The organism is Pseudomonas sp. RIT-PI-a, from assembly GCF_001187875.1.
GTDB lineage: Bacteria > Pseudomonadota > Gammaproteobacteria > Pseudomonadales > Pseudomonadaceae > Aquipseudomonas > Aquipseudomonas coleopterorum.
Genome location: NZ_LGIR01000011.1, coordinates 297923 through 319420, shown reverse-complemented (window position 1 = coordinate 319420; position 21498 = coordinate 297923). Strand labels below are relative to the sequence as shown.

Annotated in this window: 22 protein-coding genes and 1 pseudogene; 18 read left to right on the top strand and 5 right to left on the bottom strand. The window is 63.9% G+C overall.

Going from position 1 to position 21498, the window contains the following annotated elements; genetic code table 11:
• Positions 1-3 precede the first annotated feature (3 nt).
• From AC788_RS03760 to abaF, 14 genes are all read left to right on the top strand, one after another.
• Positions 4-1584: a PepSY-associated TM helix domain-containing protein gene (locus AC788_RS03760; protein ID WP_049859272.1), complete on the top strand. Its 1581-nt coding sequence runs from the start codon at positions 4-6 to the stop codon at positions 1582-1584.
• A gap of 73 nt (positions 1585-1657) precedes the next feature.
• Entirely contained in the window at positions 1658-2329 is a 672-nt protein-coding gene (locus AC788_RS03755; protein WP_049859271.1) for a GntR family transcriptional regulator, read from the top strand.
• Between the two features lie 135 nt (positions 2330-2464).
• Positions 2465-3409 (top strand): 4-hydroxyproline epimerase, encoded by a 945-nt coding sequence (locus AC788_RS03750; RefSeq protein ID WP_049859270.1) that lies wholly within the window; start codon positions 2465-2467, stop codon positions 3407-3409.
• A complete protein-coding gene (locus AC788_RS03745; protein WP_049859269.1) occupies positions 3406-4521 on the top strand; it encodes an NAD(P)/FAD-dependent oxidoreductase in 1116 nt (371 codons plus the stop codon). Before AC788_RS03750 ends, AC788_RS03745 begins: the two co-directional genes overlap by 4 nt.
• The gene (locus AC788_RS03740) at positions 4514-4747 is read left to right on the top strand and encodes a (2Fe-2S)-binding protein (protein WP_049859268.1); all 234 of its coding nucleotides are present in this window, start codon (positions 4514-4516) and stop codon (positions 4745-4747) included. The genes AC788_RS03745 and AC788_RS03740 overlap by 8 nt, the downstream gene beginning before the upstream one ends.
• Positions 4747-6003, top strand: a complete 1257-nt coding sequence (locus AC788_RS03735; protein WP_049859791.1) for an NAD(P)/FAD-dependent oxidoreductase — start codon at positions 4747-4749, stop codon at positions 6001-6003. The genes AC788_RS03740 and AC788_RS03735 overlap by 1 nt, the downstream gene beginning before the upstream one ends.
• Positions 6004-6075: 72 nt before the next feature.
• Positions 6076-6825 carry an AraC family transcriptional regulator gene (locus AC788_RS03730; protein WP_049859267.1) on the top strand — a complete coding sequence of 250 codons (750 nt, stop codon included), beginning with the start codon at positions 6076-6078 and terminating at the stop codon, positions 6823-6825.
• A 223-nt stretch (positions 6826-7048) separates the two neighbouring features.
• Positions 7049-7867 carry an ABC transporter substrate-binding protein gene (locus AC788_RS03725; RefSeq protein WP_049859266.1) on the top strand — a complete coding sequence of 273 codons (819 nt, stop codon included), beginning with the start codon at positions 7049-7051 and terminating at the stop codon, positions 7865-7867.
• 10 nt (positions 7868-7877) lie between these two features.
• A complete protein-coding gene (lhpI, locus tag AC788_RS03720; protein ID WP_049859265.1) occupies positions 7878-9662 on the top strand; it encodes a cis-3-hydroxy-L-proline dehydratase in 1785 nt (594 codons plus the stop codon).
• Positions 9655-10320, top strand: a complete 666-nt coding sequence (locus AC788_RS03715) for an amino acid ABC transporter permease (RefSeq protein ID WP_049859264.1) — start codon at positions 9655-9657, stop codon at positions 10318-10320. Before lhpI ends, AC788_RS03715 begins: the two co-directional genes overlap by 8 nt.
• 10 nt (positions 10321-10330) lie before the next feature.
• Complete coding sequence (locus AC788_RS03710; protein WP_049859263.1) at positions 10331-10981, top strand: amino acid ABC transporter permease; 651 nt, start codon at positions 10331-10333, stop codon at positions 10979-10981.
• The gene (locus AC788_RS03705; protein ID WP_049859262.1) at positions 10974-11696 is read left to right on the top strand and encodes an amino acid ABC transporter ATP-binding protein; all 723 of its coding nucleotides are present in this window, start codon (positions 10974-10976) and stop codon (positions 11694-11696) included. Before AC788_RS03710 ends, AC788_RS03705 begins: the two co-directional genes overlap by 8 nt.
• 95 nt (positions 11697-11791) lie before the next feature.
• Positions 11792-12709, top strand: a complete 918-nt coding sequence (locus AC788_RS03700) for a dihydrodipicolinate synthase family protein (RefSeq protein WP_049859261.1) — start codon at positions 11792-11794, stop codon at positions 12707-12709.
• 68 nt (positions 12710-12777) lie between these two features.
• Positions 12778-14154: a fosfomycin efflux MFS transporter AbaF gene (abaF, locus tag AC788_RS03695; protein ID WP_049859260.1), complete on the top strand. Its 1377-nt coding sequence runs from the start codon at positions 12778-12780 to the stop codon at positions 14152-14154.
• A gap of 34 nt (positions 14155-14188) precedes the next feature.
• Here the strand turns inward: abaF and AC788_RS03690 are convergent, their stop codons facing one another.
• Complete coding sequence (locus tag AC788_RS03690) at positions 14189-14662, bottom strand: nuclear transport factor 2 family protein (RefSeq protein WP_049859259.1); 474 nt, start codon at positions 14660-14662, stop codon at positions 14189-14191.
• Positions 14663-14687: 25 nt separating this feature from the next.
• Positions 14688-15155 carry a cyanase gene (gene cynS, locus AC788_RS03685; RefSeq protein WP_049859258.1) on the bottom strand — a complete coding sequence of 156 codons (468 nt, stop codon included), beginning with the start codon at positions 15153-15155 and terminating at the stop codon, positions 14688-14690.
• 126 nt (positions 15156-15281) lie between these two features.
• On the opposite strand from cynS, the gene cynR reads away from it, so the two are divergent.
• A complete protein-coding gene (cynR, locus tag AC788_RS03680; RefSeq protein ID WP_049859257.1) occupies positions 15282-16163 on the top strand; it encodes a transcriptional regulator CynR in 882 nt (293 codons plus the stop codon).
• Positions 16164-16273: 110 nt separating this feature from the next.
• Positions 16274-16714 (top strand): tryptophan-rich sensory protein TspO, encoded by a 441-nt coding sequence (tspO, locus tag AC788_RS03675; RefSeq protein WP_049859256.1) that lies wholly within the window; start codon positions 16274-16276, stop codon positions 16712-16714.
• A gap of 27 nt (positions 16715-16741) precedes the next feature.
• On the opposite strand, the gene AC788_RS22175 is transcribed toward tspO, so the two are convergent.
• Positions 16742-17530, bottom strand: a complete 789-nt coding sequence (locus AC788_RS22175) for a methyl-accepting chemotaxis protein (RefSeq protein ID WP_442965531.1) — start codon at positions 17528-17530, stop codon at positions 16742-16744.
• Between the two features lie 66 nt (positions 17531-17596).
• Positions 17597-18367, bottom strand: a pseudogene (locus tag AC788_RS22170) (MCP four helix bundle domain-containing protein); the annotation flags it as partial.
• A 181-nt stretch (positions 18368-18548) separates the two neighbouring features.
• On the opposite strand from AC788_RS22170, the gene AC788_RS03665 reads away from it, so the two are divergent.
• Positions 18549-19739: a sensor histidine kinase gene (locus AC788_RS03665; RefSeq protein WP_161804281.1), complete on the top strand. Its 1191-nt coding sequence runs from the start codon at positions 18549-18551 to the stop codon at positions 19737-19739.
• Between the two features lie 98 nt (positions 19740-19837).
• Here AC788_RS03665 and AC788_RS03660 read toward each other — a convergent pair whose 3' ends face one another.
• Entirely contained in the window at positions 19838-20437 is a 600-nt protein-coding gene (locus tag AC788_RS03660) for a LysE family translocator (RefSeq protein ID WP_236690454.1), read from the bottom strand.
• Between the two features lie 143 nt (positions 20438-20580).
• On the opposite strand from AC788_RS03660, the gene AC788_RS03655 reads away from it, so the two are divergent.
• Complete coding sequence (locus AC788_RS03655) at positions 20581-21471, top strand: dihydrodipicolinate synthase family protein (protein WP_049859252.1); 891 nt, start codon at positions 20581-20583, stop codon at positions 21469-21471.
• Positions 21472-21498: the final 27 nt, after the last annotated feature.

Here is a 21498-nt window from a genome sequence, read left to right as displayed (position 1 = left end):
GCAGTGAAGGGCACGCTGCGCCGGTCGATGGCGTGGCTGCACACCTGGTGTGGCCTGGTGTGCGGCTGGGTGCTGTGCGTGATCTTCCTCACCGGTTCGTTGAGCGTGTTCCGCGAACCCATCACGCGCTGGATGGAGGCGCAGCCAATCGCCACGTCCGACGCTGGCGCTTGGGTGAACGAAGGGCTGGCCGCATCCCAGGCGCAGCGCTACCTTGCCACACATGCCTCGGGCGCACGGCTGTGGCGGGTGCAGCTGCCGGCGCATCCGGGTGAAGCGGTGCGCCTGCTCTGGCGGGACGGCAGCGGCACCCGGCAGATCGCCCTCGATCCTGCGACCGGCACACCGTTACCGCCGGCGGCGCTGCGCCAGACCGAAGGGGGCCGGCATTTCATGTCGTTCCACTACATGCTGCAACTGCCGGTGCTGGGGTTCTGGATCGTCGGCGCACTGACCGTTGGCTTTCTGGTGGCGCTGGTCTCCGGCGTGATCATCCACCGGCGCATCTTCGCCGACTTCTTTACCTTCCGGCCCGGTACCGGCCCGCGCGCCTGGCTCGATGCGCACAACGCCGCGGCCGTACTGACGCTGCCGTTCCTGCTGATGATCGCCTACACCGGGCTGTGCATCTTCGCCAGCAGCTACATGCCCTGGCCCGTGCAAGCGGTGTACGGTTCGGACGATGGCGCCTACGCACGCTTCACCGCCGAGCTCGCCGCCGAACCGACCGTGGTCCGCTCCGTGGCGCAGCCGACCGGCGCTGAGCCGGGCTGGGCAGCGCTTCTGGACCAGGCCCGCACGCTCACCGGGCAACCGGCGCAGATGCTGCTGGTAAACGCGCCCGGCGCTGCCAATGCGAGCGTACGCATCATCGGCCGTGCGGACCCGGGGCAGCCTGCGGACCACCTGTTCACGCCCCTAGCCAGCGTGCTGTTCGACGCAGCCAGCGGTGACGTGCTGCAGGTCCGGCGGCCAGACCCGGCCAGCGTGTCCCTGGGCTCCCGGATCGAAGGCGTGGTGCGCTCCCTGCACTTCGCCGACTTCGGCAGTTGGGCACTGCGCTGGGTGTACTTCGCCAGCGGCCTGCTGGGTACATCGATGATGGTGGCGGGCACCGTGCTGTTCTCGATCAAGCGACGGATCAAGGGCCAGCGCGAATTTGGCGACGCCACGCGACGCTTCTACCACTGCGTCGAGGCCTTCAACGTGGCATGCAGCGTCGGCATCGGGATGGCGTGCTGTGGTTACTTCTACGCCAACCGCCTGCTGCCGCTCGAGTTGCCGGGCCGTGCCCAATGGGAGATACGCGCCTTTGTGCTGATCTGGGCGGCGACCTTGCTGCACGCACTGTGTCGGCCACGCCTGCGGGCATGGACCGAGCAACTGGGCCTGACCGCGCTGTTGTGTCTGTGCCTGCCGCTGCTCAACCAATGGACCACAGGCCAGGCGTTGTGGCACTACGCACGCGTCGGCGACTGGCAACGGGCGAGCGTGGAAGCGGTATGCCTAGGCTTTGGTGCGTTGCTGATAAACATCCTGGTGAAGCTGCGCCGGCGCCGGTTGCGCCAGGGCTTGGTGCGCTAGGCCGATGGATGCCGATTCAAGCGGGGAAAAAGCGTATACCCTATACGCTCAATCCTTCGAATGACCCAGTGACGTGGCCCAGACCAAACTCAACGCGCCGGACCTCGGCAACTCCCCCTCGACCTCGGAGATCATCACCCGGCACCTGCGCGACGCGATCGTCGCCGGGCATTTTGCCGAGGACGAACCGATCCGGCAGGACGACATCGCGCGCCAGTTCAATGTCAGCAAGATCCCGGTTCGCGAAGCGCTCAAGCGTCTGGAAGCCGAAGGCCTGGTGATGTTCCAGCGCAATCGCGGGGCGATGGTCACGCGGTTGTCGGACGCCGAGCTGGCGCAGTTGTTCGAGGTGCGCATGCTGCTGGAAGACAAAGTGCTGCGCCTGGCCATCCCGAACATGACCGAGGCGACCTTTGCCCGCGCCGAGAGCATCTGCCGCGAGTTCATCGGTGAAGACGACGTGGGTCGCTGGGCAGAGCTGAACTGGGAGCTGCATGTCTGCCTGTACGAGCCCGCCCAGCGTCCGTTCCTGGTGGGCCTGATTCGCTCGGTCAACGACAAGCTGGAACGTTACCTGCGCATGCAGATGAGCTTGTCGGCCGGTAAGGATCGCGCAGACCACGAGCACCGGGAGATCCTCCAGGCATGCCGCGAGGGCGATGTCGAACGTGCCGTGCGCCTGCTCGACGAACACATTGCCGGGGTCTGCCAGACCCTCTTCGAGCACCTGCCGAGCGCGCGCTGAGCGCGTCGGCTGGTAGCCATCCTTCGCATCGGACACTGTGCCGAATTCGTCATCGGCATGCGCTAAATCGCTCAAGCCCGACGGCTTCATCTGCGCCACCCTAAGGTTCACTGAACCAACTCGACAGGTGGCCCGATGAACCGCATTGAAGTGATCGACTCGCATACCGGGGGTGAGCCCACGCGTCTGGTGATCGAGGGTTTCCCGGATCTTGGCACGGGCACCATGGCCGAGCGCAGGCAACTGCTGGCCGAACGGCACGATGCCTGGCGGGCCGCCTGCGTGCTGGAGCCGCGCGGCAGCGATGTGCTGGTAGGTGCGCTGTTGTGCACACCAGTGGACCCCAACGCCTGCGCAGGGGTGATCTTCTTCAATAACACCGGCTATTTGGGCATGTGCGGCCACGGCACCATCGGGCTGATCGCCTCGCTGGCGTATCTGGGCCGGATCGGCCCTGGCGTGCATGCCATCGAAACCCCGGTGGGTACCGTTCAGGCGACATTGCATGAAGACGGCTCGGTCAGCGTGCGCAACGTGCCCGCCTATCGCTACCGCAAGGACGTAGCGCTGCAGGTGCCGGGTATCGGCACAGTCATCGGCGACATCGCCTGGGGTGGTAACTGGTTCTTTCTGGTGGCCGAGCATGGGCTGGCGGTTGCCGGGGACAACCTCGAAGCCCTGACTGCCTACACCATCGCCGTGCAGCAGGCACTTGAGGATCAAGGCATACGCGGTGAAGACGGCGGCCTGATCGACCACATCGAATTGTTCGCCGAAGACGATGACGCCGACAGCCGCAACTTCGTGCTGTGCCCCGGCAAGGCCTACGATCGCTCGCCCTGTGGCACGGGGACCAGCGCCAAACTGGCTTGCCTGGCGGCCGACGGCAAGCTGCAGCCTGGCCAGATCTGGCGTCAGGCCAGTGTCATCGGCAGCACGTTCGAAGGGTCCTACGAGCCGCTGGAGCCGAGCGCCGATGGGCGGGTGGTGCCGACCATTCGTGGGCAGGCGTATGTGAGTGCCGAAGCCACGCTGATCTTGCACGGTAACGACCCTTTCGCCTGGGGCATTCGCCTGTGAGCACCCAGGCCGTGGCGGACGCCATCGTGATCGGCGCGGGCATCGTCGGCGCCGCCTGCGCCCAGGCGCTCGCCAAACGCGGCCTGAACGTTCAGGTGCTGGACGCCGGCCAGCCCGGCGCTACGGCGGCCGGCATGGGTCACCTGCTGGTGCTCGACGACAACGCCGCCGAACTGGCGCTGAGCCAATACTCGCTCAGGCGCTGGCGCGAGATGGCCTCTGCGCTGCCGCAGGGCTGTGCGTACCGCAGCAACGGCACCCTCTGGCTGGCTGCGAACGATGAGGAAATGGCCGTTGCCGAGCACAAGCTCAAGGTGCTGCGCGAGCATGGCGAGGCGTGCGAAATCCTTGGCGCAACCGCCCTGCGCGCGCGTGAGCCGCTGTTGCGCGAGGGCTTGGAAGGCGGTCTGTTGATCAAGGGCGACGGTATCGTGTATGCACCGGCGACCGCGCAGTGGATGCTCGACCATCCCTTGATTCGTCAGCAACGCGCCACGGTCATCGAGGTGGACGGCCACCGTGTGCGCCTGGCCGACGGTCAATGGCTGAGCGCCGATCTGGTGCTGTTGGCCAATGGCATCCAGGCCACCGAGCTGTGCCCCGAGTTGCCCGTCCAGGCCAAGAAAGGTCATCTGGCGATCACCGACCGCTACCCTGCGCAGATTACCCACACGCTGGTGGAGCTGGGCTACGTCACCAGCGCCCACACCGCCAGCGGCCCGTCTACGGCCTGCAACATCCAGCCGCGCCCGACCGGGCAATTGTTCATCGGTGCTTCGCGACAATTCGGCACTACCGAGCCTGATGTCGAAGGCTGGATGCTCGCCAAAATGCTCAGGCGCGCGGCCGAGTATGTCCCTGCCCTGAACGACATGAACGTGATTCGTGCCTGGACCGGTTTTCGCGCGGCCAGCCCGGACGGCTTGCCCTTGGTGGGTGAGCATCCACAGCGTCCGGGCCTGTGGCTGGCGGTGGGTCATGAAGGCTTGGGAGTGACGACCGCGCCGGCGACCGCCGACCTGCTGGTGGCGCAACTGTTCGACGAATCGCTGCCGCTGGCCGCAGCACCGTACCTGCCACAGCGTTTTCTCGGAGCACGTGCCCATGCCTGAATTGACCGTGAATGGCCGCACACTGCGTGTGGCTGCCGGCACCAGTGTCGCAGCCGCGCTGGCGATCGCCGGTGACGGCTGCATGCGGACCTCGGTCGGCGGCCAGCGGCGTGCGCCCCTGTGCGGCATGGGCATCTGCCAGGAGTGCCGGGTCACCATCGACGGTTCCCGGCGCCTGGCGTGCCAGACGCACTGCCGCGACGGCATGCAGGTGCACACCTCATGATGAACGAACACGCCGAGGTCCTGATCATCGGTGCTGGCCCCGCTGGCCTCCATGCGGCACTGGCAGCGGCGCCCAGCGGGGCTCGCATCGTGCTGCTCGACGACAATCCGGCCCCCGGTGGGCAAATCTGGCGCGACGGGCCCCACGCCGCGTTGCCGACTCAGGTGATTCGACTGCGCGAGCGTTTGCAGGGATATGGCAATGTGCAGGTCCACACCGCCACCCGAGTGATTGCCCGGCCCGCGCCCTACCGCTTGCTGGTGGAGAACGAGGAGCGCGGCTGGATCATCGACTATGCCAAGCTGATCCTGTGTACCGGCGCCCGTGAGCTGTTGCTGCCCTTCCCCGGCTGGACGCTGCCCGGCGTGACCGGCGCGGGAGGCTTGCAGGCTCTGGTCAAGGGCGGCCTGCCCATCGCGGGCGAGCGTGTGGTTGTCGCGGGCAGCGGTCCGTTGCTGCTGGCCAGCGCCCACACCGCGCAAAAACAGGGCGCTCGGGTGATCCGCATCGCCGAGCAGGCCAGCCCCGGCGCTGTCGCGCGCTTCGCAGCGCAGTTGCCACGCTGGCCGCACAAGGCGCTGCAAGCGCTGCAACTCGGCTCAGCGGTGTATCGCACCGACAGCTACGTACTGGCCGCGCTCGGCAGCGAACGGCTCGAAGGCGTGCGCCTGATGCAACGGGGGCGAATCGTGGAAATACCGTGTGAGCGCCTGGCCTGTGGCTTCGGCCTGGTACCCAACACGCAGTTGGGGGAGGCCCTGGGCTGTGCGTTGCAGGCCGGAACTATTGCCGTCGATGGCTGGCAGGCGAGTAGCCTGGCCGACCATTTCGCCGCCGGCGAATGCACGGGTTTCGGCGGCAGCGAGTTGGCTTCGGTCGAAGGCAGCATCGCTGGGCACGCTGCGGTGGGCGATCAGGCTACAGCCGCACGGCTTTGGTCGAAACGCAGCCATTGGCAGGGCTTCGCCGCCGTGCTGAACCGTGCATTTACCCTGAGGCCGGCGCTCGCCACCCTGTGCGAACCGGACACACTGGTCTGCCGCTGTGAAGACGTGCCCTACGCGGCCGTTCAACCATACGGCTCCTGGCGCGAGGCCAAGCTGGCCACCCGCTGCGGGATGGGCGCCTGCCAGGGCCGGGTGTGTGGTGCTGCCACCGCGCAGCTGTTCGGCTGGCAGCCGTCCACACCCCGCCCGCCGTTCAGCCCAGCCCGGATAGCGACCTTGCTCTGCATCGACGACCACCCGCCTACTTGATCCCATCGCCAGCGCTTTGCGCAGCAGGCAGGGGGCACTATGCTCCGAGCGTCCTTTCCGGAGCCTGACGCCATGCTCGCCGCCCTCGTTCCTGCCAGTCCCTGCCACCTGCCCGACCTGCTGGTCAGCCTGCAACCGTTGGCGCCACTGCTCGATGCGTTAGCCGATGTGGTGTTCTTCATCAAGGACGACGCCGCCCGCTACGCCTTCGTCAACACGACCCTGGTGCAGCGTTGCGGCTTCAGGACCGGCCAGCAACTGCTGGGGTTGACTGCGGAGCAGGTGTTCCCGGCGCGCTTCGGGTCGCTCTACACCGAACAGGACCGCAAGGTGCTGGGCAGCGGCCGCGCGCTGGCCAACCAGTTGGAATTGCACCTCTATTTCGGCAACCAGCCGGTGTGGTGCCTGACCCACAAGATCGCCCTGCACAATGAACAGGGCCGGATCGTTGGCCTGGCGGGCATCTCCCGCGACCTGCAACTGCCGCAATCCAACCATCCGGCCTTCCAGAAAGTGGCGGCGGTCGATGCGCACATCCGTGCCCACTACCACCGTCCGATCAGCCTCGCGGAGCTGACCGCAATCGCCGGGCTGTCGGTCGCACAGCTCGAGCGTCACTGCAAACGGATCTTCCAGCTCACGCCGCGCCAGCTCATTCACAAGGCGCGTCTGGAAGAAGCCTCGCGTCTGCTGCGCGATGAGGACCTGCCGATCACCGACATCGCCCTGCGCTGCGGCTACACCGACCACAGTGCCTTCAGCCGACAGTTCCGCGCCCTGACCCACCTGTCCCCGAGTCTGTATCGCGACAGCCACCGCTGATGTTCCGTTAGCGGGCAGTGCGGCCTTGCGATGCTCCCTTATGTAACACCTCTCTCTTGTTAACACCTCGTAACTGCACCTGCACAAAAGCGTGATTCGCCGCTGAACGAGCACTGTCGCGGCTTCAGCGGGACTGTATCCGAAATGGGCACGCCTGTTGCATTTGAAATATCGTATACGAAATTCCATAAATCCCAGCGATCACTTAAACGTCGAGGCTTCCATGAAAAAATCTGCTTTTGCCGTCGCCTTTGCCGCCGCGCTCAGTACCGCTTTCATGGCAAACGCCCAGGCTGACAAACTGGACGACATCATCGGCTCCGGCAAACTGCGCTGCGCGGTGACGCTGGACTTCCCGCCCATGGGTTTCCGCGACAGTGCCAACAAACCTGCAGGGTTCGACGTCGACTACTGCAATGACCTGGCGAAGGTACTGGGCGTGGATGCCGAAGTCGTCGAAACGCCCTTCCCGGATCGGATTCCTGCATTGGTCTCAGGACGTGCCGACGTTATCGTCGCTTCCACTTCGGACACCCTTGAGCGTGCCAAGACAGTCGGTCTCAGCGTGCCCTACTTCGCGTTCCAGATGGTGGTGCTGACCCGCGACGACACCGGCATCAACAGCTTCGAAGACCTCAAAGGCAAGGCGCTGGGCAACACCAGCGGCACCTATGAGGCCATCGCCCTGGAGAAGGATGTGAAAAGCTGGGGCAGCGGCAGCTTCCGCGCCTACCAGTCGCAGAACGACACCATCCTGGCCGTCGCCCAAGGCCACATCCAGGCCACCGTGGTCACCAACACGGTGGCTGCCGCAACCCTGAAGTCGGGTAAATACAAGAACCTCAAGGTCGCCGGCAACGCACCGTACGTGATCGATTACGTGTCCCTGGGCGCCAAGCGCACCGAGTACGGGCTGCTCAACTACCTCAACCTGTTCGTCAACCAGCAAGTGCGCAGCGGCCGCTACAACGAGTTGTTCGTGAAATGGGTCGGTACCGAGATCGCGCCCACCTCACTCACCGTACCCAACGTCTACTACTGAGATGAAGACAATGCCCGGTATCGTCAGTGGCCGCTGCCTGATCGATGGCAGCGCGCAGGGCGCCCTGCTGTTCGCCGACACCGGCCTGAGCTTCTGGGGCGGGGTCGATCCCTCCAGCGGCGAGGTCATCGATCGGCACCATCCGCTCAGTGGCCAGAGCGTCGCGGGCCGGGTTCTGGCGATTCCGGGCAGTCGTGGTTCCTGCACCGGCAGCAGCGTCATGATGGAGCTGATCAGCAACGCCCATGGACCGGCAGCATTGGTGCTGGCTGAACCCGATGAGATTCTGACCTTGGGAGTGCTAGTGGCGCAGCACTTCTTCGGCCGCTCTCTGCCCGTGCTGTGCGTGGGACAACACGCCTTCGACACGCTGCGCGGTCAGCCATGGGCGCGAGTCGACGGCGCATCGTTGAGCCTCTACAGCCAAGCGCCAAATGACGCTTGGCTGCCTCACGAAGCCGAAAGCGAAAACGAAAACGAAAACGATACAGCCGACGGCGCCATCGAACTGAGCCGCCGCGACCAGGAACTGCTCGACGGCGCCCACGGCAAGGCAGCCCAGGTGGCGATGCAGATCGTCCTGCGCATGGCGCGCCTGCAGGGCGCTCGGGAACTGATCGACATTACCCAGGCGCATATCGATGGGTGCATCTACACCGGTCCCGCCAGCCTGCGTTTCGCCGAACGGTTGGTGCAATGGGGTGCCCGGGTGCAGGTACCCACCACGTTGAACGCCATCTCGGTAGACCAGCGCCGCTGGCGCGAACTGGGCATCGACCCGGCCCTTGGCGAGCCCGCGAGCGCGCTGGGCGATGCGTACATGGCCATGGGCGCGCGACTGAGCTTCACCTGCGCGCCCTATCTTCTCGACAGCGCGCCGAGCCTTGGCGAGCACGTGGTGTGGGCCGAGTCCAACGCCGTGGTGTACGCCAACAGCGTGCTCGGCGCACGTACCTTGAAATACCCCGACTACCTCGACATCTGTATCGCCCTGACCGGCCGAGCGCCGTTGATCGGCTGCCACCTCCCGGAGCGGCGCCAGCCGCAACTGCAGATCCAGGTGCCGCCCCTGGCTGGAGCCGATGACAGCGTCTACCCGTTGCTCGGCTATCACATCGGCGGCCTGTGCGGCAGCCGTATTCCGTGGATCAGCGGTCTGCATCAGCAGCATCCTGACCTGGATGACCTGAAAGCGTTCGGCGCCGCCTTCGCCACCACCAGCGCCGCACCGATGTTCCACATCGCCGGGGTCACCCGCGAAGCCCTGGACCCGGAACTCTCGAGCGGGTTATCGGAGGCACTGCCCTGCGTGTCGATCACGCCACAGGATCTCCTCGCAAGCTGGAAGGAACTCAATACCGCTCGGGACACGCAGGTGCGGATGATCTCTCTGGGCAATCCACATTTCTCCCTGAGCGAATTCGCCCGCCTGGCCGCCCTCTGCCAAGGCCGACGCAAGCACCCGGGAGTGGTGCTGGCCATCACCTGTGGCCGGGCGGTGCTGGAACAGGCCCGCGCGGCAGGTCACCTGGCCGGGCTCGAAGCCTTCGGTGCGACGCTGATCACCGACACCTGCTGGTGCATGCTCGGTGAACCGGTAGTTCCCGTGGACTGCCGCAGCCTGATGACCAACTCGGGCAAGTACGCCCATTACGCACCGGGTCTGGTCGGGCGACGCGTTCACTTCGACAGCCTGGGCGCGTGTGTCGACAGCGCGTGCAGCGGTACCCGCAGCGGTCGACCACCGGCCTGGCTGTCGCCCATTTCTCTCGCGGAGCCTGCAGACCATGTTTGATTACACCTTTCAGTGGCGGGCTGCGTGGCGCGCCTTGCCCGACATGTTGCAGGGCGCCTGGGTGACATTCGAAACCGCGGCGCTGTCGATGGTCTTCGGTGTGCTCATCGCCTTGCTCTTGACGGTGATGCGCGCCGGCACCCACCCGGTGCTGCGCGGCTTCGGCGACGGCTGGGTGTCGATCGCACGCAATACCCCATCGCTGTTCCAGATCTACATCCTTTACTTCGGCCTGGGCTCGATGGGCCTGCACGTCAGCTCGTGGCTGGCCCTGCTGGCCGGTATCACCTTCAACAACGCCGGCTACCTGGCGGAAAACTTTCGCGGCGGCCTCAAGGCAGTGCCCGAGACGCAGATGCGCGCTGCACGGTCGCTGGGCATGAGCGCGTTCCAGGCATACCGGATGATCATCGTGCCGCAATTGCTGCGCGTGGTGTTCTACCCGCTCAGCAATCAGATGGTCTGGGCGGTCCTGATGACCTCGCTGGGTGTTGTGGTCGGTCTCAACGACGACCTCACTGGCGTCACCCAGGACTACAACGTCAAGACCTTCCGCACCTTCGAATATTTCGCCATGGCCGCGGTGCTCTATTACCTGATCGCCAAGCTGATCGTCGGCCTCGCCCGACTGTCGAGCTGGCGCCTGTTTCGCTACTGAGGAGCGGCGCATGTTCTCTACCAGCCTCACCGCGACAGACCTGGTGTACATGCTCGACGGCGCCTGGGTCACCCTGCAACTGACGTTCTGGGCAATTCTGCTGGGTTCGTTCGTCGGTTTGCTGTGTGGCCTGCTGCGGGCTTTGCTGCCACGCGCCAGCTTGCCGCTGGCCTGGGTGCTGGACGTGTTCCGCAGCGTGCCGCTGCTGATTCAGTTCGTCCTGCTCAATTCGTTCAAAAGCATTGCCGGGCTGAACATCAGCGCCTTCAGCGTCGGCTGTCTGGTGCTGGGTGTGTACGCCGCAGCGTACTTCACTGAGATCGTACGCAGTGGCGTGCTGGCCGTGTCGCCGTCAGTGCGCCGCGCCAGCCGCTCGCTGGGCCTGAGCTACTGGCAGGACCTGCGCTACATCGTCCTGCCGATGGCCACCCGAGTGGCCTTCCCCGGCTGGCTCAACCTGGTGCTCGGGGTCATGAAGGACACCGCACTGGTGATGTGGATCGGCATCGTCGAACTGCTGCGCGCATCACAGACCATCGTCACGCGCATACAGGAGCCGCTGCTGGTGCTGTGCATCGCCGGCCTCATCTATTACGTCATGAGCCTGGTAGTCGCACGCCTGGGCGCTCGTCTGGAAAGAAGGTGGCAGGAAAATGATTGAGATCGACAACGTACACAAATCCTTCGGCGAACTGGAGGTCATCAAGGGCGTCAGCCTGACGGTGAGCAAGGGTGAGGTGGTGTCGATCATCGGTGGCTCGGGTTCGGGCAAGTCCACCCTGCTGATGTGCATCAATGGCCTTGAACCGATCCAGAAAGGCAGCATTCGGGTCGATGGCGTCGAGGTTCATGAGCGCAGCACCGATCTCAACCGGCTGCGCCAACGCATTGGCATCGTCTTTCAGCAGTGGAATGCGTTTCCCCACCTGACGGTGCTGGAGAACGTGATGCTGGCGCCGCGCAAGGTGCTGGGCAAGAGTCGAGAGCAGGCCGAGGCGCTGGCCGTCCAGCAGTTGACCCATGTTGGCCTGGGCGACAAGTTCAACACCTTTCCCGGCAAGCTGTCGGGTGGCCAGCAGCAGCGCATGGCGATTGCCCGGGCGCTGGCCATGTCGCCGGACTACATGCTGTTCGACGAGGCCACCTCGGCGCTCGATCCGCAGTTGGTCGGCGAGGTGCTCGACACTATGCGCATGCTGGCCGAAGACGGCATGACCATGGTGCTGGTGACCCACGAGATTCGGTTTGCCCGTGATGTATCCGATCGTGTCGCTTTCTTTCGCAACGGCTTGGTGCATGAGATCGGCAGCCCGGATCAGGTCATTGGCAATCCCTTGCAGCCGGAAACGGCTGCGTTCTTGAAGTCGGTCAAATAGCCTCAAGCAGGCGATAGCTGACTTGCAACAACCGGCTTCATCAATACCGCTCACTTAAACCGTATACGAAATACTTAATCCCTGGAGACATTCTAATGAGCAAGCGCATTAACTGGAGTGGCGTATTCCCGGCCGTCACCACTCAATTCAACGATGACTTTTCCATCAACCTGGAGAAGACCCACCAGGTGATTTCCAACGTGATCCGCGACGGCGTGTCCGGGTTGGTGGTCTGTGGTTCGGTGGGCGAAAACACCTCGCTGACCGCCGAGGAAAAGATCGCGGTTACAGAGGTGGCCGTGGACGCCTCCGGTGGCCGAGTACCGGTCATCTGCGGCGTGGCCGAGTTCACCAGCGTCGCTGCCGCGAAAACGGCCAACGCCGTGCGCAAGGCCGGAGTCGATGGCGTCATGTTGATGCCAGCGCTGGTGTACGGCTCGAAACCCTTCGAAACCGCCGAGCACTTTCGCTACGTGGCCAGGCATGCCGACGTGCCGCTGATGGTCTACAACAACCCGCCGATCTACAAGAACGACGTCACTGCCGAGATCCTCATCTCTCTGGCCGACTGCGACAACGTGGTGTGCTTCAAGGACTCGTCTGGCGATACCCGACGCTTCATCGACGTGCGCAACGAGGTAGGCGACCGTTTCGTGCTGTTCGCCGGGCTCGATGACGTCGTCCTGGAGAGCATCGCAGTGGGCGCCGAAGGCTGGGTGTCGGGCATGTCCAACGTCTTCCCGCAGGAAGGCGAAACCATCTTCCGCCTGGCCAAGGCCGGACGTTTCGCCGAGGCCATGGAAATCTACCAGTGGCTGATGCCGATCCTGCACCTGGACGCCCGTGCGGACCTGGTGCAATGCATCAAGCTCTGCGAAGCCATCATGGGCCGCGGCAGCGCCCTGACCCGCCCGCCACGCCTTGCCCTGCCGGAGGAAGACCGCCTGTTCGTCGAGCGCATCATGGCCAAGGCCTTGGCCAACCGCCCCACCCTGCCCGACGTCGGTCTCTGAGTTACGCCCGGGCCAGGCATATCCGCCAGGCCCGGCCACCTGCCATCGCCCTCTCAGGAAGCCTGATCATGTCCACATCTTCCACCGCGACCACCCCTGCGGGACTCAAGCGTGTCGTGGCGGCCGCCATGGCCGGCACCGTCGCTGAATGGTACGAGTTCTTTCTCTACGGCACGGCGTCGGCGCTGGTCTTCGGTCAGCTGTTCTTTCGCCAGACCGACAGCCCCATCGACGGCATCATCGCAGCTTTTGCGCTGTATGCCGTGGGTTTTCTGGCGCGACCACTGGGCGGGCTGGTGTTCGGCCATTACGGGGACAAATTCGGTCGCAAGCGGCTGCTGCAACTGAGTCTGGTGGTCGTGGGCATCACCACTTTCCTGATGGGCTGCCTGCCAGGTTTCGCCACCATCGGTTACGCCGCGCCGGTATTACTGGTGCTGTTGCGCCTGATCCAGGGTTTTGCCTTCGGCGGCGAGTGGGGCGGAGCGATCCTGCTGGTGTCCGAGCACTGTCCCGACAACCGCCGCGGTTTCTGGGCCAGCGGGCCGCAGGCAGGCGTGCCGGCGGGCAACCTGATCGCCACGGTCGCTTTGCTGGGGCTGTCCAGCGGGCTTTCCGAAGAGCAGTTCCTGGCCTGGGGTTGGCGTGTGGCGTTCTGGCTGTCGGCCATCGTCGTGCTGATCGGCTACTGGATCCGCAGCAGCGTCGACGACGCGCCCATCTTCAAGGAAGCCCAGGCGCGGCAGGCGTTGATTCAATCCGAACAACTGGGTGTAGTCGAGGTACTGCGCCACCATTGGCGTTCCGTGTTGGTGGGCATCGGCGCGCGGTTTGCCGAGAACATTCTGTACTACACGGTGGTGACCTTCTCCATCACCTACCTCAAGCTGGTGGTGCACAAGGACACGTCGCAGATTCTGCTGCTGATGTTCGGCGCACACTTGCTGCACTTTTTCATGATTCCGCTGATGGGTTACCTGTCCGACCTGATCGGCCGCAAACCGGTGTACCTGACCGGAGCGGTATTGACGGCGTTCTGGGGCTTCGTCGGCTTTCCGATGATGGACACCGGCAACAACTGGCTGATCATGGCAGCCATCACGCTAGGGCTGGCCATCGAGTCCATGACCTATGCGCCCTACTCGGCGCTGATGGCCGAGATGTTCCCAACCCACGTGCGCTACACCGCCCTTTCACTGTGTTATCAAGTGGCACCGATTTTTGCCGGTTCGTTGGCTCCGCTGATCGCGATCACCTTGCTCAACAAATACCAGAGCTCCACGCCTATCGCCTTTTACCTGGTGGGCGCCGCGGTGATCTCGATCATCGCCGTCAGCCTGACCCGAGAAACTCGGGGCAAATCGTTGCGCACAGTGGACGCCGAAGCGGCCACACGCGTGGCCGCCCGTGAGCAGGCTGAAGTAACGCGCGCCAAACTGGTCTGAGCGGTTGGCGCTGCCCCCCCCCGTCAGCGCCTCCTCAAAGCCCCAGATCACTCAAGCCTGGGTGATCGTCGGGGCGGCGGCCCAGGGGCCAGTGGTATTTGCGCTCGGACTCGGCGATGGGCAGGTCGTTGATGCAAGCGAAACGCCGTTGCATGAGCCCGTTGGCGGCAAACTCCCAGTTCTCGTTGCCGTAGGAGCGGAACCAGTTGCCCGAATCGTCGTGCCACTCATAGGCGTAGCGCACGGCAATGCGGTTGTCGGCGAAGGCCCACAGTTCCTTGATCAGGCGATAGTCCAGCTCTTTACGCCATTTGCGTTCGAGAAACGCCTGGGCCTGGGCGCGTCCTTCGATGAACTCGCTGCGGTTACGCCAGTACGTGTCCTGGGTATACGCCAGTGCCACCTTGGCGGCATCGCGGGAGTTCCAGCCATCCTCGGCGCCACGCACCTTCTGGATCGCGGTTTCGAGGGTGAACGGCGGCAGTGGCAGGCGTTTCTCTTCGCTCATGTCGATGCTCCTAGAGTCGATGCTCCTAGAAAGGTTTGTAGGGCAGGAATTTGCCGTCCAGGGTGATCACGGCGCGGGATCCGCCTTCTGGATCTTCGACCTTCTTGATGTCGAGCTTGAAATTGATCGCGCTGATGATGCCATCGCCGAATTGCTCGTGCACCAGCGCCTTCAGGGTCGTGCCATAGACCTGGACCATTTCGTGGAAGCGATAGATGGTCGGATCGTTCGACACGTCTTCGGCATTGCCGCGTAGGGGTATGGTCTGCAGTTCGACTACCGCCTCGGCGTCCAGCCCCAGGCGTTCAGCCACCACTTCGGCCACTGCCTGAGGCAATGGATGCTGGCCCAAAAGCGCGGCGGTCACATACACCGTGCTCAACCCGGTGCCTTCGGCCAGGCCCGCCCAGGTCAGGTTGTTCGCGGTCTTGGCCTGCAAGACGCGCTCGGTCAGGGTCTGGCGTGGTGCCTTGGAAACGTTGCTCTGGGACATGGTCGATTCTCCGGATGGGAACGCAAGGTCAGGTGTAACGCTTGGAGGCACAGAATCAACAAAACCCACCATAATGGCCAAGACTCATTTCAGATCATTTCCATAATTCCAACTTATGGTGAATCCGTGCTGCTACGTCATATCCGCTACCTGCTGGCCGTTGCCGATCACGGTAATTTCACCCGCGCCGCCGAGGCCCTGCATGTGTCCCAACCTGCGTTGTCGCAACAGATAAAGCAACTGGAATCGAGCATGGGCGTGCCCTTGTTCGACCGCAGTGGCCGCAGCATCGTCCCCACCGATGCCGGTCGCGTGTACCTGGAACATGCGCGGCGCTCGCTGCGAGAGCTGGAGGCGGGTCGGCGCGCGGTGATGGACGTCAGCGATCTGTCGCGCGGCCAATTGCGCCTGGGCGTCACGCCGACTTTCAGCGAATACCTGGTAGCGCCGCTGATCGACCGCTTCTCGGCACGGTACCCAGGGGTTGCGATCAGCCTTACGGAAATGTCGCTGGAACAGATACTCGACGCCCTGGCCCGCGATCTGCTGGATGTGGCCATCGGCTTCACCGGCGAGCATGGCGCCGATATCGATGCGCAGCCCCTGTTCGAGGAGAAGCTGTGCCTGGTCACGGCAGGCTCGGCGCTGGACCCCGGTCAGCAGAACAAGGTGCTGACCCTGGCCGATCTGCAGACGCTGCGCTTCGCCCTGCTGGCCCCGGCCTTCGCCACGCGTATCTCGGTGGATGCCTGGTGCCGCAAACAGCGCTTCACGCCCAACATTGCTCTGGAAGCCAATTCGATCGCCATATTGCTCAAGGTGATCAAGCAGGGGCGCATGGTGACCATCCTGCCCGATGCCATCGTGCGCGAGCAGCGCGACCTCTACGAGCTTCGTACCAGACCGGTGCTGCCCAGGCGCACGGCGGCCTTGCTACGGCGCAAGAACGGCTATCGCAGCGTCGCCGCCGATGCATTCGCCACGTTGGTGAAGGGGTTGCAGGACTGAACGCATCGGTGCCGGCGCAAACTTTTTCCTGATTCAGGCGTCAGCTTGAGAGCGACCTTTCGCCACCGCACTTTCGCCTTTGCACTTTCGTCATTGAACAGGGACTCACCATGGTTTTCTTCATCTTCCTGCTGGCCTGCGCCGCTGCGGCCAGCACCGGCATCATCTTCAAACCCGGCCAGTGGTACGCCTCGTTGGTCAAGCCTCGTTTCACCCCGCCGAACTGGGCATTCCCCGTAGCCTGGACGGTCATCTACCTGCTGCTGGCCTGGGCCGGCTACCGCCTGACCCAACTAATCGGCAGCGAGACGGTCCTGGCACTCTGGGCCGCGCAGATCGCCCTCAACACCCTGTGGACACCGGTATTCTTCGGCGCCCACCGCCTGCTGGCCGGTCTGGTGATCATCGTACTGCTGTGGCTGGTGACCGCCGCCATGGTGGTTCTGGCCATCCGCCTGGACCTGATCACCGGGCTGATTCTGTTCCCCTATCTGGCCTGGCTGTGCGTGGCGGCCGCGCTGAACTTCTCGATCCTGCGCAACAACCGCTGAGCTCGGTGCTACGCCGCCTGGCTCAGGTCAGATGGCGAACTCACCCACCAATGCCGTCAGACCGACCGCCAGTCGCGACACTTCGCCACTGGCGGTCGCCGTCTGGGGGGCACCCGCAGCACTCTGCATCGAAAGATCGCGAATGCTGGTGATGTTGCGGTCGATCTCCCGCGCTACCTGAGCCTGCTCTTCGGCGGCGGTCGCGATCACGGTGTTGCGTTCGCTGATCAGGTTGATCGATTCGGAGATCTGGCTGAGCGAGGTACTGGCGTGCTGCGCCACGGCCGACGAATCGCTGGCCATCTGCTGGCTCTGCTCCATGGCCTGGACGGCCTGCACCGAATCGGTCTGCATCGAGCCGATCATCTTCTCGATCTCCTGAGTCGACTGCTGCGTACGGTGCGCCAGAGCGCGCACTTCATCGGCAACCACGGCAAAGCCTCTGCCCTGCTCACCGGCGCGGGCCGCTTCGATGGCGGCGTTCAATGCCAGCAGGTTGGTTTGTTCGGCAATGGCACGGATCACCTCGACCACCGTGTTGATCTCACGCGCCCGAGCCGACAGCTGTTTGACCTGAGTGCTGGTGCTGCCCACGTTGGTCGCCAGCGCCTGGATAGCGGTCAGGGTCTGTTCGACCTTGCCCAGACCATCCCTCGCCAGCGATTGGGTGGTGGCCGAGGCGTCGGCGGCTTCGGCCGCGTTACGCGCCACCTCGTCGACCGCCGAGCTCATCTGGGTGACCGCACTGGCCGCCTGATTGACCTCATCGTTCTGGCGCACCAGCCCCCGGCTGGATTCCTCGGTCACCGCGCTCATCTCTTCCGAGGCGGCGGCCAGTTGGCTGGAGCTGTCGGAAATGTGCGCGATCGTCTGCCGCAGGTTGGCCTGCATCCGTGCCAACGCCGTGAGCATGCTGGCGGCTTCGTCCTGGCCAACCACGACGATCTGTTCGGTCAAGTCCTTGCGCGCGATGCGCTGGGCGATCTGCACGGCTTCCTGGATGGGCTGGGTGATGCTGCGGATCAACAGCGCCGCAAGCAGGATGGTCGCCAGCACGGCCGCAGCCATCAGCCCAATGACCCAGGCACGGCCCGACTCGAAGGTCGCGAGCGCCGCATCCCCGGCGTCGGTGGCACCGCGGTCGTTCAGCGCCATGAGCTCGTTGACCTTGCCTTCCAGGGTGTTGGTCAGCGGGCGAATGGCCGTGTTGATCAGGCCGGTTGCCGCCGTGGTGTCGGCAGCGCGCAGCATGGGTTCGAGCTGGCCCAGCAGTTGGTCATACGCAGCCGCATCGGAACGTATGGAGTCGTAAAGTTTGCGGTCATCGTCGCTGGCAACGGTGCTTTCATAGTGCTTGATGGTTTCCTGAAAAGCACGGCGATAGCCGGGAAACGCAGCGATCGTCTGTTCACGAAGCGCGGAATCGGTGGTGGTGGCGCCGCGCATGCTTTCGAGCCGCAACCTCAAGAGCCCACTGTTCATCTGGCCCGCGTCGCGGATACCCAACATCCAGTTGGTTTCCACATCCTGCTCGGCCTGGTACAGCTTGTCCATCTGGACGATGGAAAGACTTCCAAGAAGGATGACGACCACGACAATGGCCGAGAAGAATGCAATAGCGCGGGGGGCGAGGTTCAGGCGTCGAATGATCATGCAGGATTCCATTGCGATCAGGGGTTGATGCCTTCAGTCATCGGCCTGCGGCGCAAACACTTGAGCTAGAGGGCCCTGGGCAAATGTAAGCAAGCGCGAGAACAGGCCAGCTGTATGCCTGTACAGCCATTCAAGGGCAACCTATGTATAATCGCCCGCTTCAACGAAAATGGGTCCGCGCATGTCCAACGCCGATTACGAGGGTTCGCTCCCGCCACCTGCCGAAATGACCGTCATCCCCGTCATTCTGCGCCTGGTCAAAGAGGCGACCGGTCTGAGATTTGCGGCAGTGGCCAGGGTCACCGCCACGCGCTGGGTCGCCTACGCGGTGGACGACTCGGCCCACTTGGACATACGCCCGGGCGATCAGCGGCCACTTGCACAGACGTTGTGCAACGAAGTCCGCCAGCGTCGCCAGTCGCTTGCCTACGGCGAAGGCATGCACGTTCTGGCCGACGGACGCTACGAGCCGGAAACCCAACCAGGCCTGGAAACATTCAAAAGCCATATCTCGGTGCCCATCATCACCTCAGCAGGCGTGTTCGTAGGGACCCTCTGCGGACTGGACCCGGAACCGGTCGCGGTCGAAAATGCCAGCGTGATCGACACCCTCGAACTGTTCGCACAACTGCTGGCCAGCCATCTGGAACTTCACGCGCGGCTGCACGACAGCCAATCCGAACTGGGGGCATCCGAAGAAACCGGGCGATTGCGCGAGCAATTCGTGGCGGTACTGGGGCACGACCTGCGCACGCCGATCAGCGCCGTGCGGATGAGTGCCGATCTGCTGGACCGGCAGGTCACCGATAAGCGCTCCAAGACCCTCGTGGCCGCGATCCAGAGCAGCGCCAAGCGCATGTCGGCGTTGATCGACGACGTGCTGGACTTCACCCGCTGCCGCCTGGGCAGCCGCTTCGTGATCAACCTGAACCGCGTCGACAACTTGTTCGAAGCGTTGATCCCGGTCATCGCCGAAATCCGCCATGCCCACCCGCTGGCCGATGTCAGCTATCACTACACCGATGCCAAACCCGTTCAGTGCGATTTCGGACGCATCAGCCAGTTGGTCTCCAATCTGCTGTCGAACGCCGTACACCACGGCGCACCCGGCGGCCCGATCAGCATCGATGGACGCATCGAGCAGGACAGCCTGGTGCTGTCGTTTTGCAACGAAGGCCTGCCCATCCATCCCGACCGGATGGATCTGCTGTTCAAGCCGTTCACCCGCGCCGACAACGACCGGCAAAACGAAGGACTGGGTTTGGGTCTCTACATCTGCTCGCAGATCGCAGAATCCCATGGCGGACAGTTGCAGGTTACTTCCAGCGATCTGCACACCGTGTTTACCGTGCGATTGCCGGTACTCCGATAGCGCTGCCACCACGCTCCTGTAGCAGCGGTGCAAGCCGCGTCACGGCGTGTGCGTTCCATCAGGCCAGCGCCAGATAACACGCCACACCCACCACCACCTCACGCTCTGCCAAACAGAAGCTTCAAGCCTGCTCCGGCAAACACCATCGCCAAGGCGCCCTCGATCCAGCGGCGCGCCTTTTGATAGGCGCGCACCATCGGCGCTGTGGAAAACACCACCGCGGAGCCGCCGAAGATGGTCACGCTGAGCACGGCGCAACCGGCCAGGATGATGGCGACCGTCGAAGTGGTAGCCCCTGGCCCCAGACCGAGGGTCATCGTCGCGATCCAGCTCAGGATCGCCTTCGGGTTGGTGAGGTGCATCAACAGGCCACGCTGATAGAGCTTCCATCCGGATGCCTTGGGCGCCGATGACAACTCGTTGGCAAAGCGTTCGTTGGAGGTCAGCGCCGAGCGGCAGGCCTTGCTGGCAAGAAAGAGCAGATAGGCGCCCCCTATCACCTTCAAGACGATGAGCGCCTCGGCGTATTGAACGATAACGGCGGAAACCCCTGTCGCGGCCATGGATCCCCAGAAGAACGAACCGCTGATGACACCCCCTGCCAGCATCAGCGCCGGCCGTCTGCCCTGATGCATCGCCACGCTCATGATCCGCATGTTGCTGGGGCCGGGGCTGGCGGCACCAACGATGTAGGTCACGAACACCAGCAGTAGAAGGTGAATATCGAATGACATTGAAGGACTCCATTCCAAGGCGGCAGGTTATCGGTTTGGATACCTTATAGTACCGTCACGCTTTGAAGTATCCCCAGCCGCCACTTTCAATACCGAGGAGCTCTTGCATGTTCACAGGTCTCAGCGCGTTCCCATTGACCCCGCTGCGCGATGGCAAGGTGGACGAAAACGCCTTCGTCGGCTTGATCGAAAACCTGGTCTCGGCCGAGGTCGATTCCATCGGCGCCTTGGGATCGACAGGCAGCTACGCCTATCTCAACCGCCAGGAGCGGCGCCTCGCCGCCCAGCTGGCCGTCGCCGCGGCAGGTGACGTCCCTGTGATCGTCGGCATCGGCGCGGTCGCCACGCGGGACGTGCTGCTGCTGGCCGAAGATGCCCAGGCTGCCGGGGTGTCGGCGCTGCTGCTGCCGCCGGTGAGCTATCAGGCGCTTCGTGCGGATGAAGTGTTCGAACTCTATGAAACGGTCGCCCACCGGGTATCGTTGCCGTTGGTTGTCTACGACAACCCCGGTACCACGCATTTCCAATTCACCGACGAGCTTCACGGGTGCATCACCGCCCTGCCCAACATCGCGTCGATCAAGATCCCGGCTGTCCCGGCCGACCCGACACAGGCGTCAGCCAGGGTCGTGAGCCTGCGGGCGGTCATCCCCGGTCACGTCAGCATCGGCGTGAGTGGCGATGCGGCCGCAGTGAACGGCCTGAATGCAGGCTGTGAGTTGTGGTACTCCGTGATGGGCGGCCTGTTTCCGCGAACCGCACGGGCACTGGTCGAGGCAAGCCGATCCGGGCAGGCCGAGCGAGGCCTTGAGGAATCGGCCCGGCTCGAACCGTTGTGGGCCCTGTTTCGCGAGTACGGTAGCCTCAGAGTCGTCGCAACGGCCGCCGAAGTCCTCGGCCATGCCGCAGCGAACTGCCTGCCGCGGCCGCTCAAGGGGCTCGACGGGCCATCGACCCAGCGAGTCGCACAGGTCGTGCAGACACTGCAGCTGGCCTGAGGCGCTTTATCGCCCCGTGACCATGCC

Coding starts and splice junctions, on each gene's coding strand:
- AC788_RS03750 (WP_049859270.1), top strand. CDS start 2,465: ATGAACCGCATTGAAGTGATCGACTCGCATACCGGGGGTGAGCCCACG.
- AC788_RS03740 (WP_049859268.1), top strand. CDS start 4,514: ATGCCTGAATTGACCGTGAATGGCCGCACACTGCGTGTGGCTGCCGGC.
- AC788_RS03735 (WP_049859791.1), top strand. CDS start 4,747: ATGAACGAACACGCCGAGGTCCTGATCATCGGTGCTGGCCCCGCTGGC.
- AC788_RS03730 (WP_049859267.1), top strand. CDS start 6,076: ATGCTCGCCGCCCTCGTTCCTGCCAGTCCCTGCCACCTGCCCGACCTG.
- AC788_RS03725 (WP_049859266.1), top strand. CDS start 7,049: ATGAAAAAATCTGCTTTTGCCGTCGCCTTTGCCGCCGCGCTCAGTACC.
- lhpI (WP_049859265.1), top strand. CDS start 7,878: ATGCCCGGTATCGTCAGTGGCCGCTGCCTGATCGATGGCAGCGCGCAG.
- AC788_RS03715 (WP_049859264.1), top strand. CDS start 9,655: ATGTTTGATTACACCTTTCAGTGGCGGGCTGCGTGGCGCGCCTTGCCC.
- AC788_RS03710 (WP_049859263.1), top strand. CDS start 10,331: ATGTTCTCTACCAGCCTCACCGCGACAGACCTGGTGTACATGCTCGAC.
- AC788_RS03705 (WP_049859262.1), top strand. CDS start 10,974: ATGATTGAGATCGACAACGTACACAAATCCTTCGGCGAACTGGAGGTC.
- AC788_RS03700 (WP_049859261.1), top strand. CDS start 11,792: ATGAGCAAGCGCATTAACTGGAGTGGCGTATTCCCGGCCGTCACCACT.
- abaF (WP_049859260.1), top strand. CDS start 12,778: ATGTCCACATCTTCCACCGCGACCACCCCTGCGGGACTCAAGCGTGTC.
- AC788_RS03690 (WP_049859259.1), bottom strand. CDS start 14,662: ATGAGCGAAGAGAAACGCCTGCCACTGCCGCCGTTCACCCTCGAAACC.
- cynS (WP_049859258.1), bottom strand. CDS start 15,155: ATGTCCCAGAGCAACGTTTCCAAGGCACCACGCCAGACCCTGACCGAG.
- tspO (WP_049859256.1), top strand. CDS start 16,274: ATGGTTTTCTTCATCTTCCTGCTGGCCTGCGCCGCTGCGGCCAGCACC.
- AC788_RS22175 (WP_442965531.1), bottom strand. CDS start 17,530: ATGAGCGCGGTGACCGAGGAATCCAGCCGGGGGCTGGTGCGCCAGAAC.
- AC788_RS03665 (WP_161804281.1), top strand. CDS start 18,549: ATGTCCAACGCCGATTACGAGGGTTCGCTCCCGCCACCTGCCGAAATG.
- AC788_RS03655 (WP_049859252.1), top strand. CDS start 20,581: ATGTTCACAGGTCTCAGCGCGTTCCCATTGACCCCGCTGCGCGATGGC.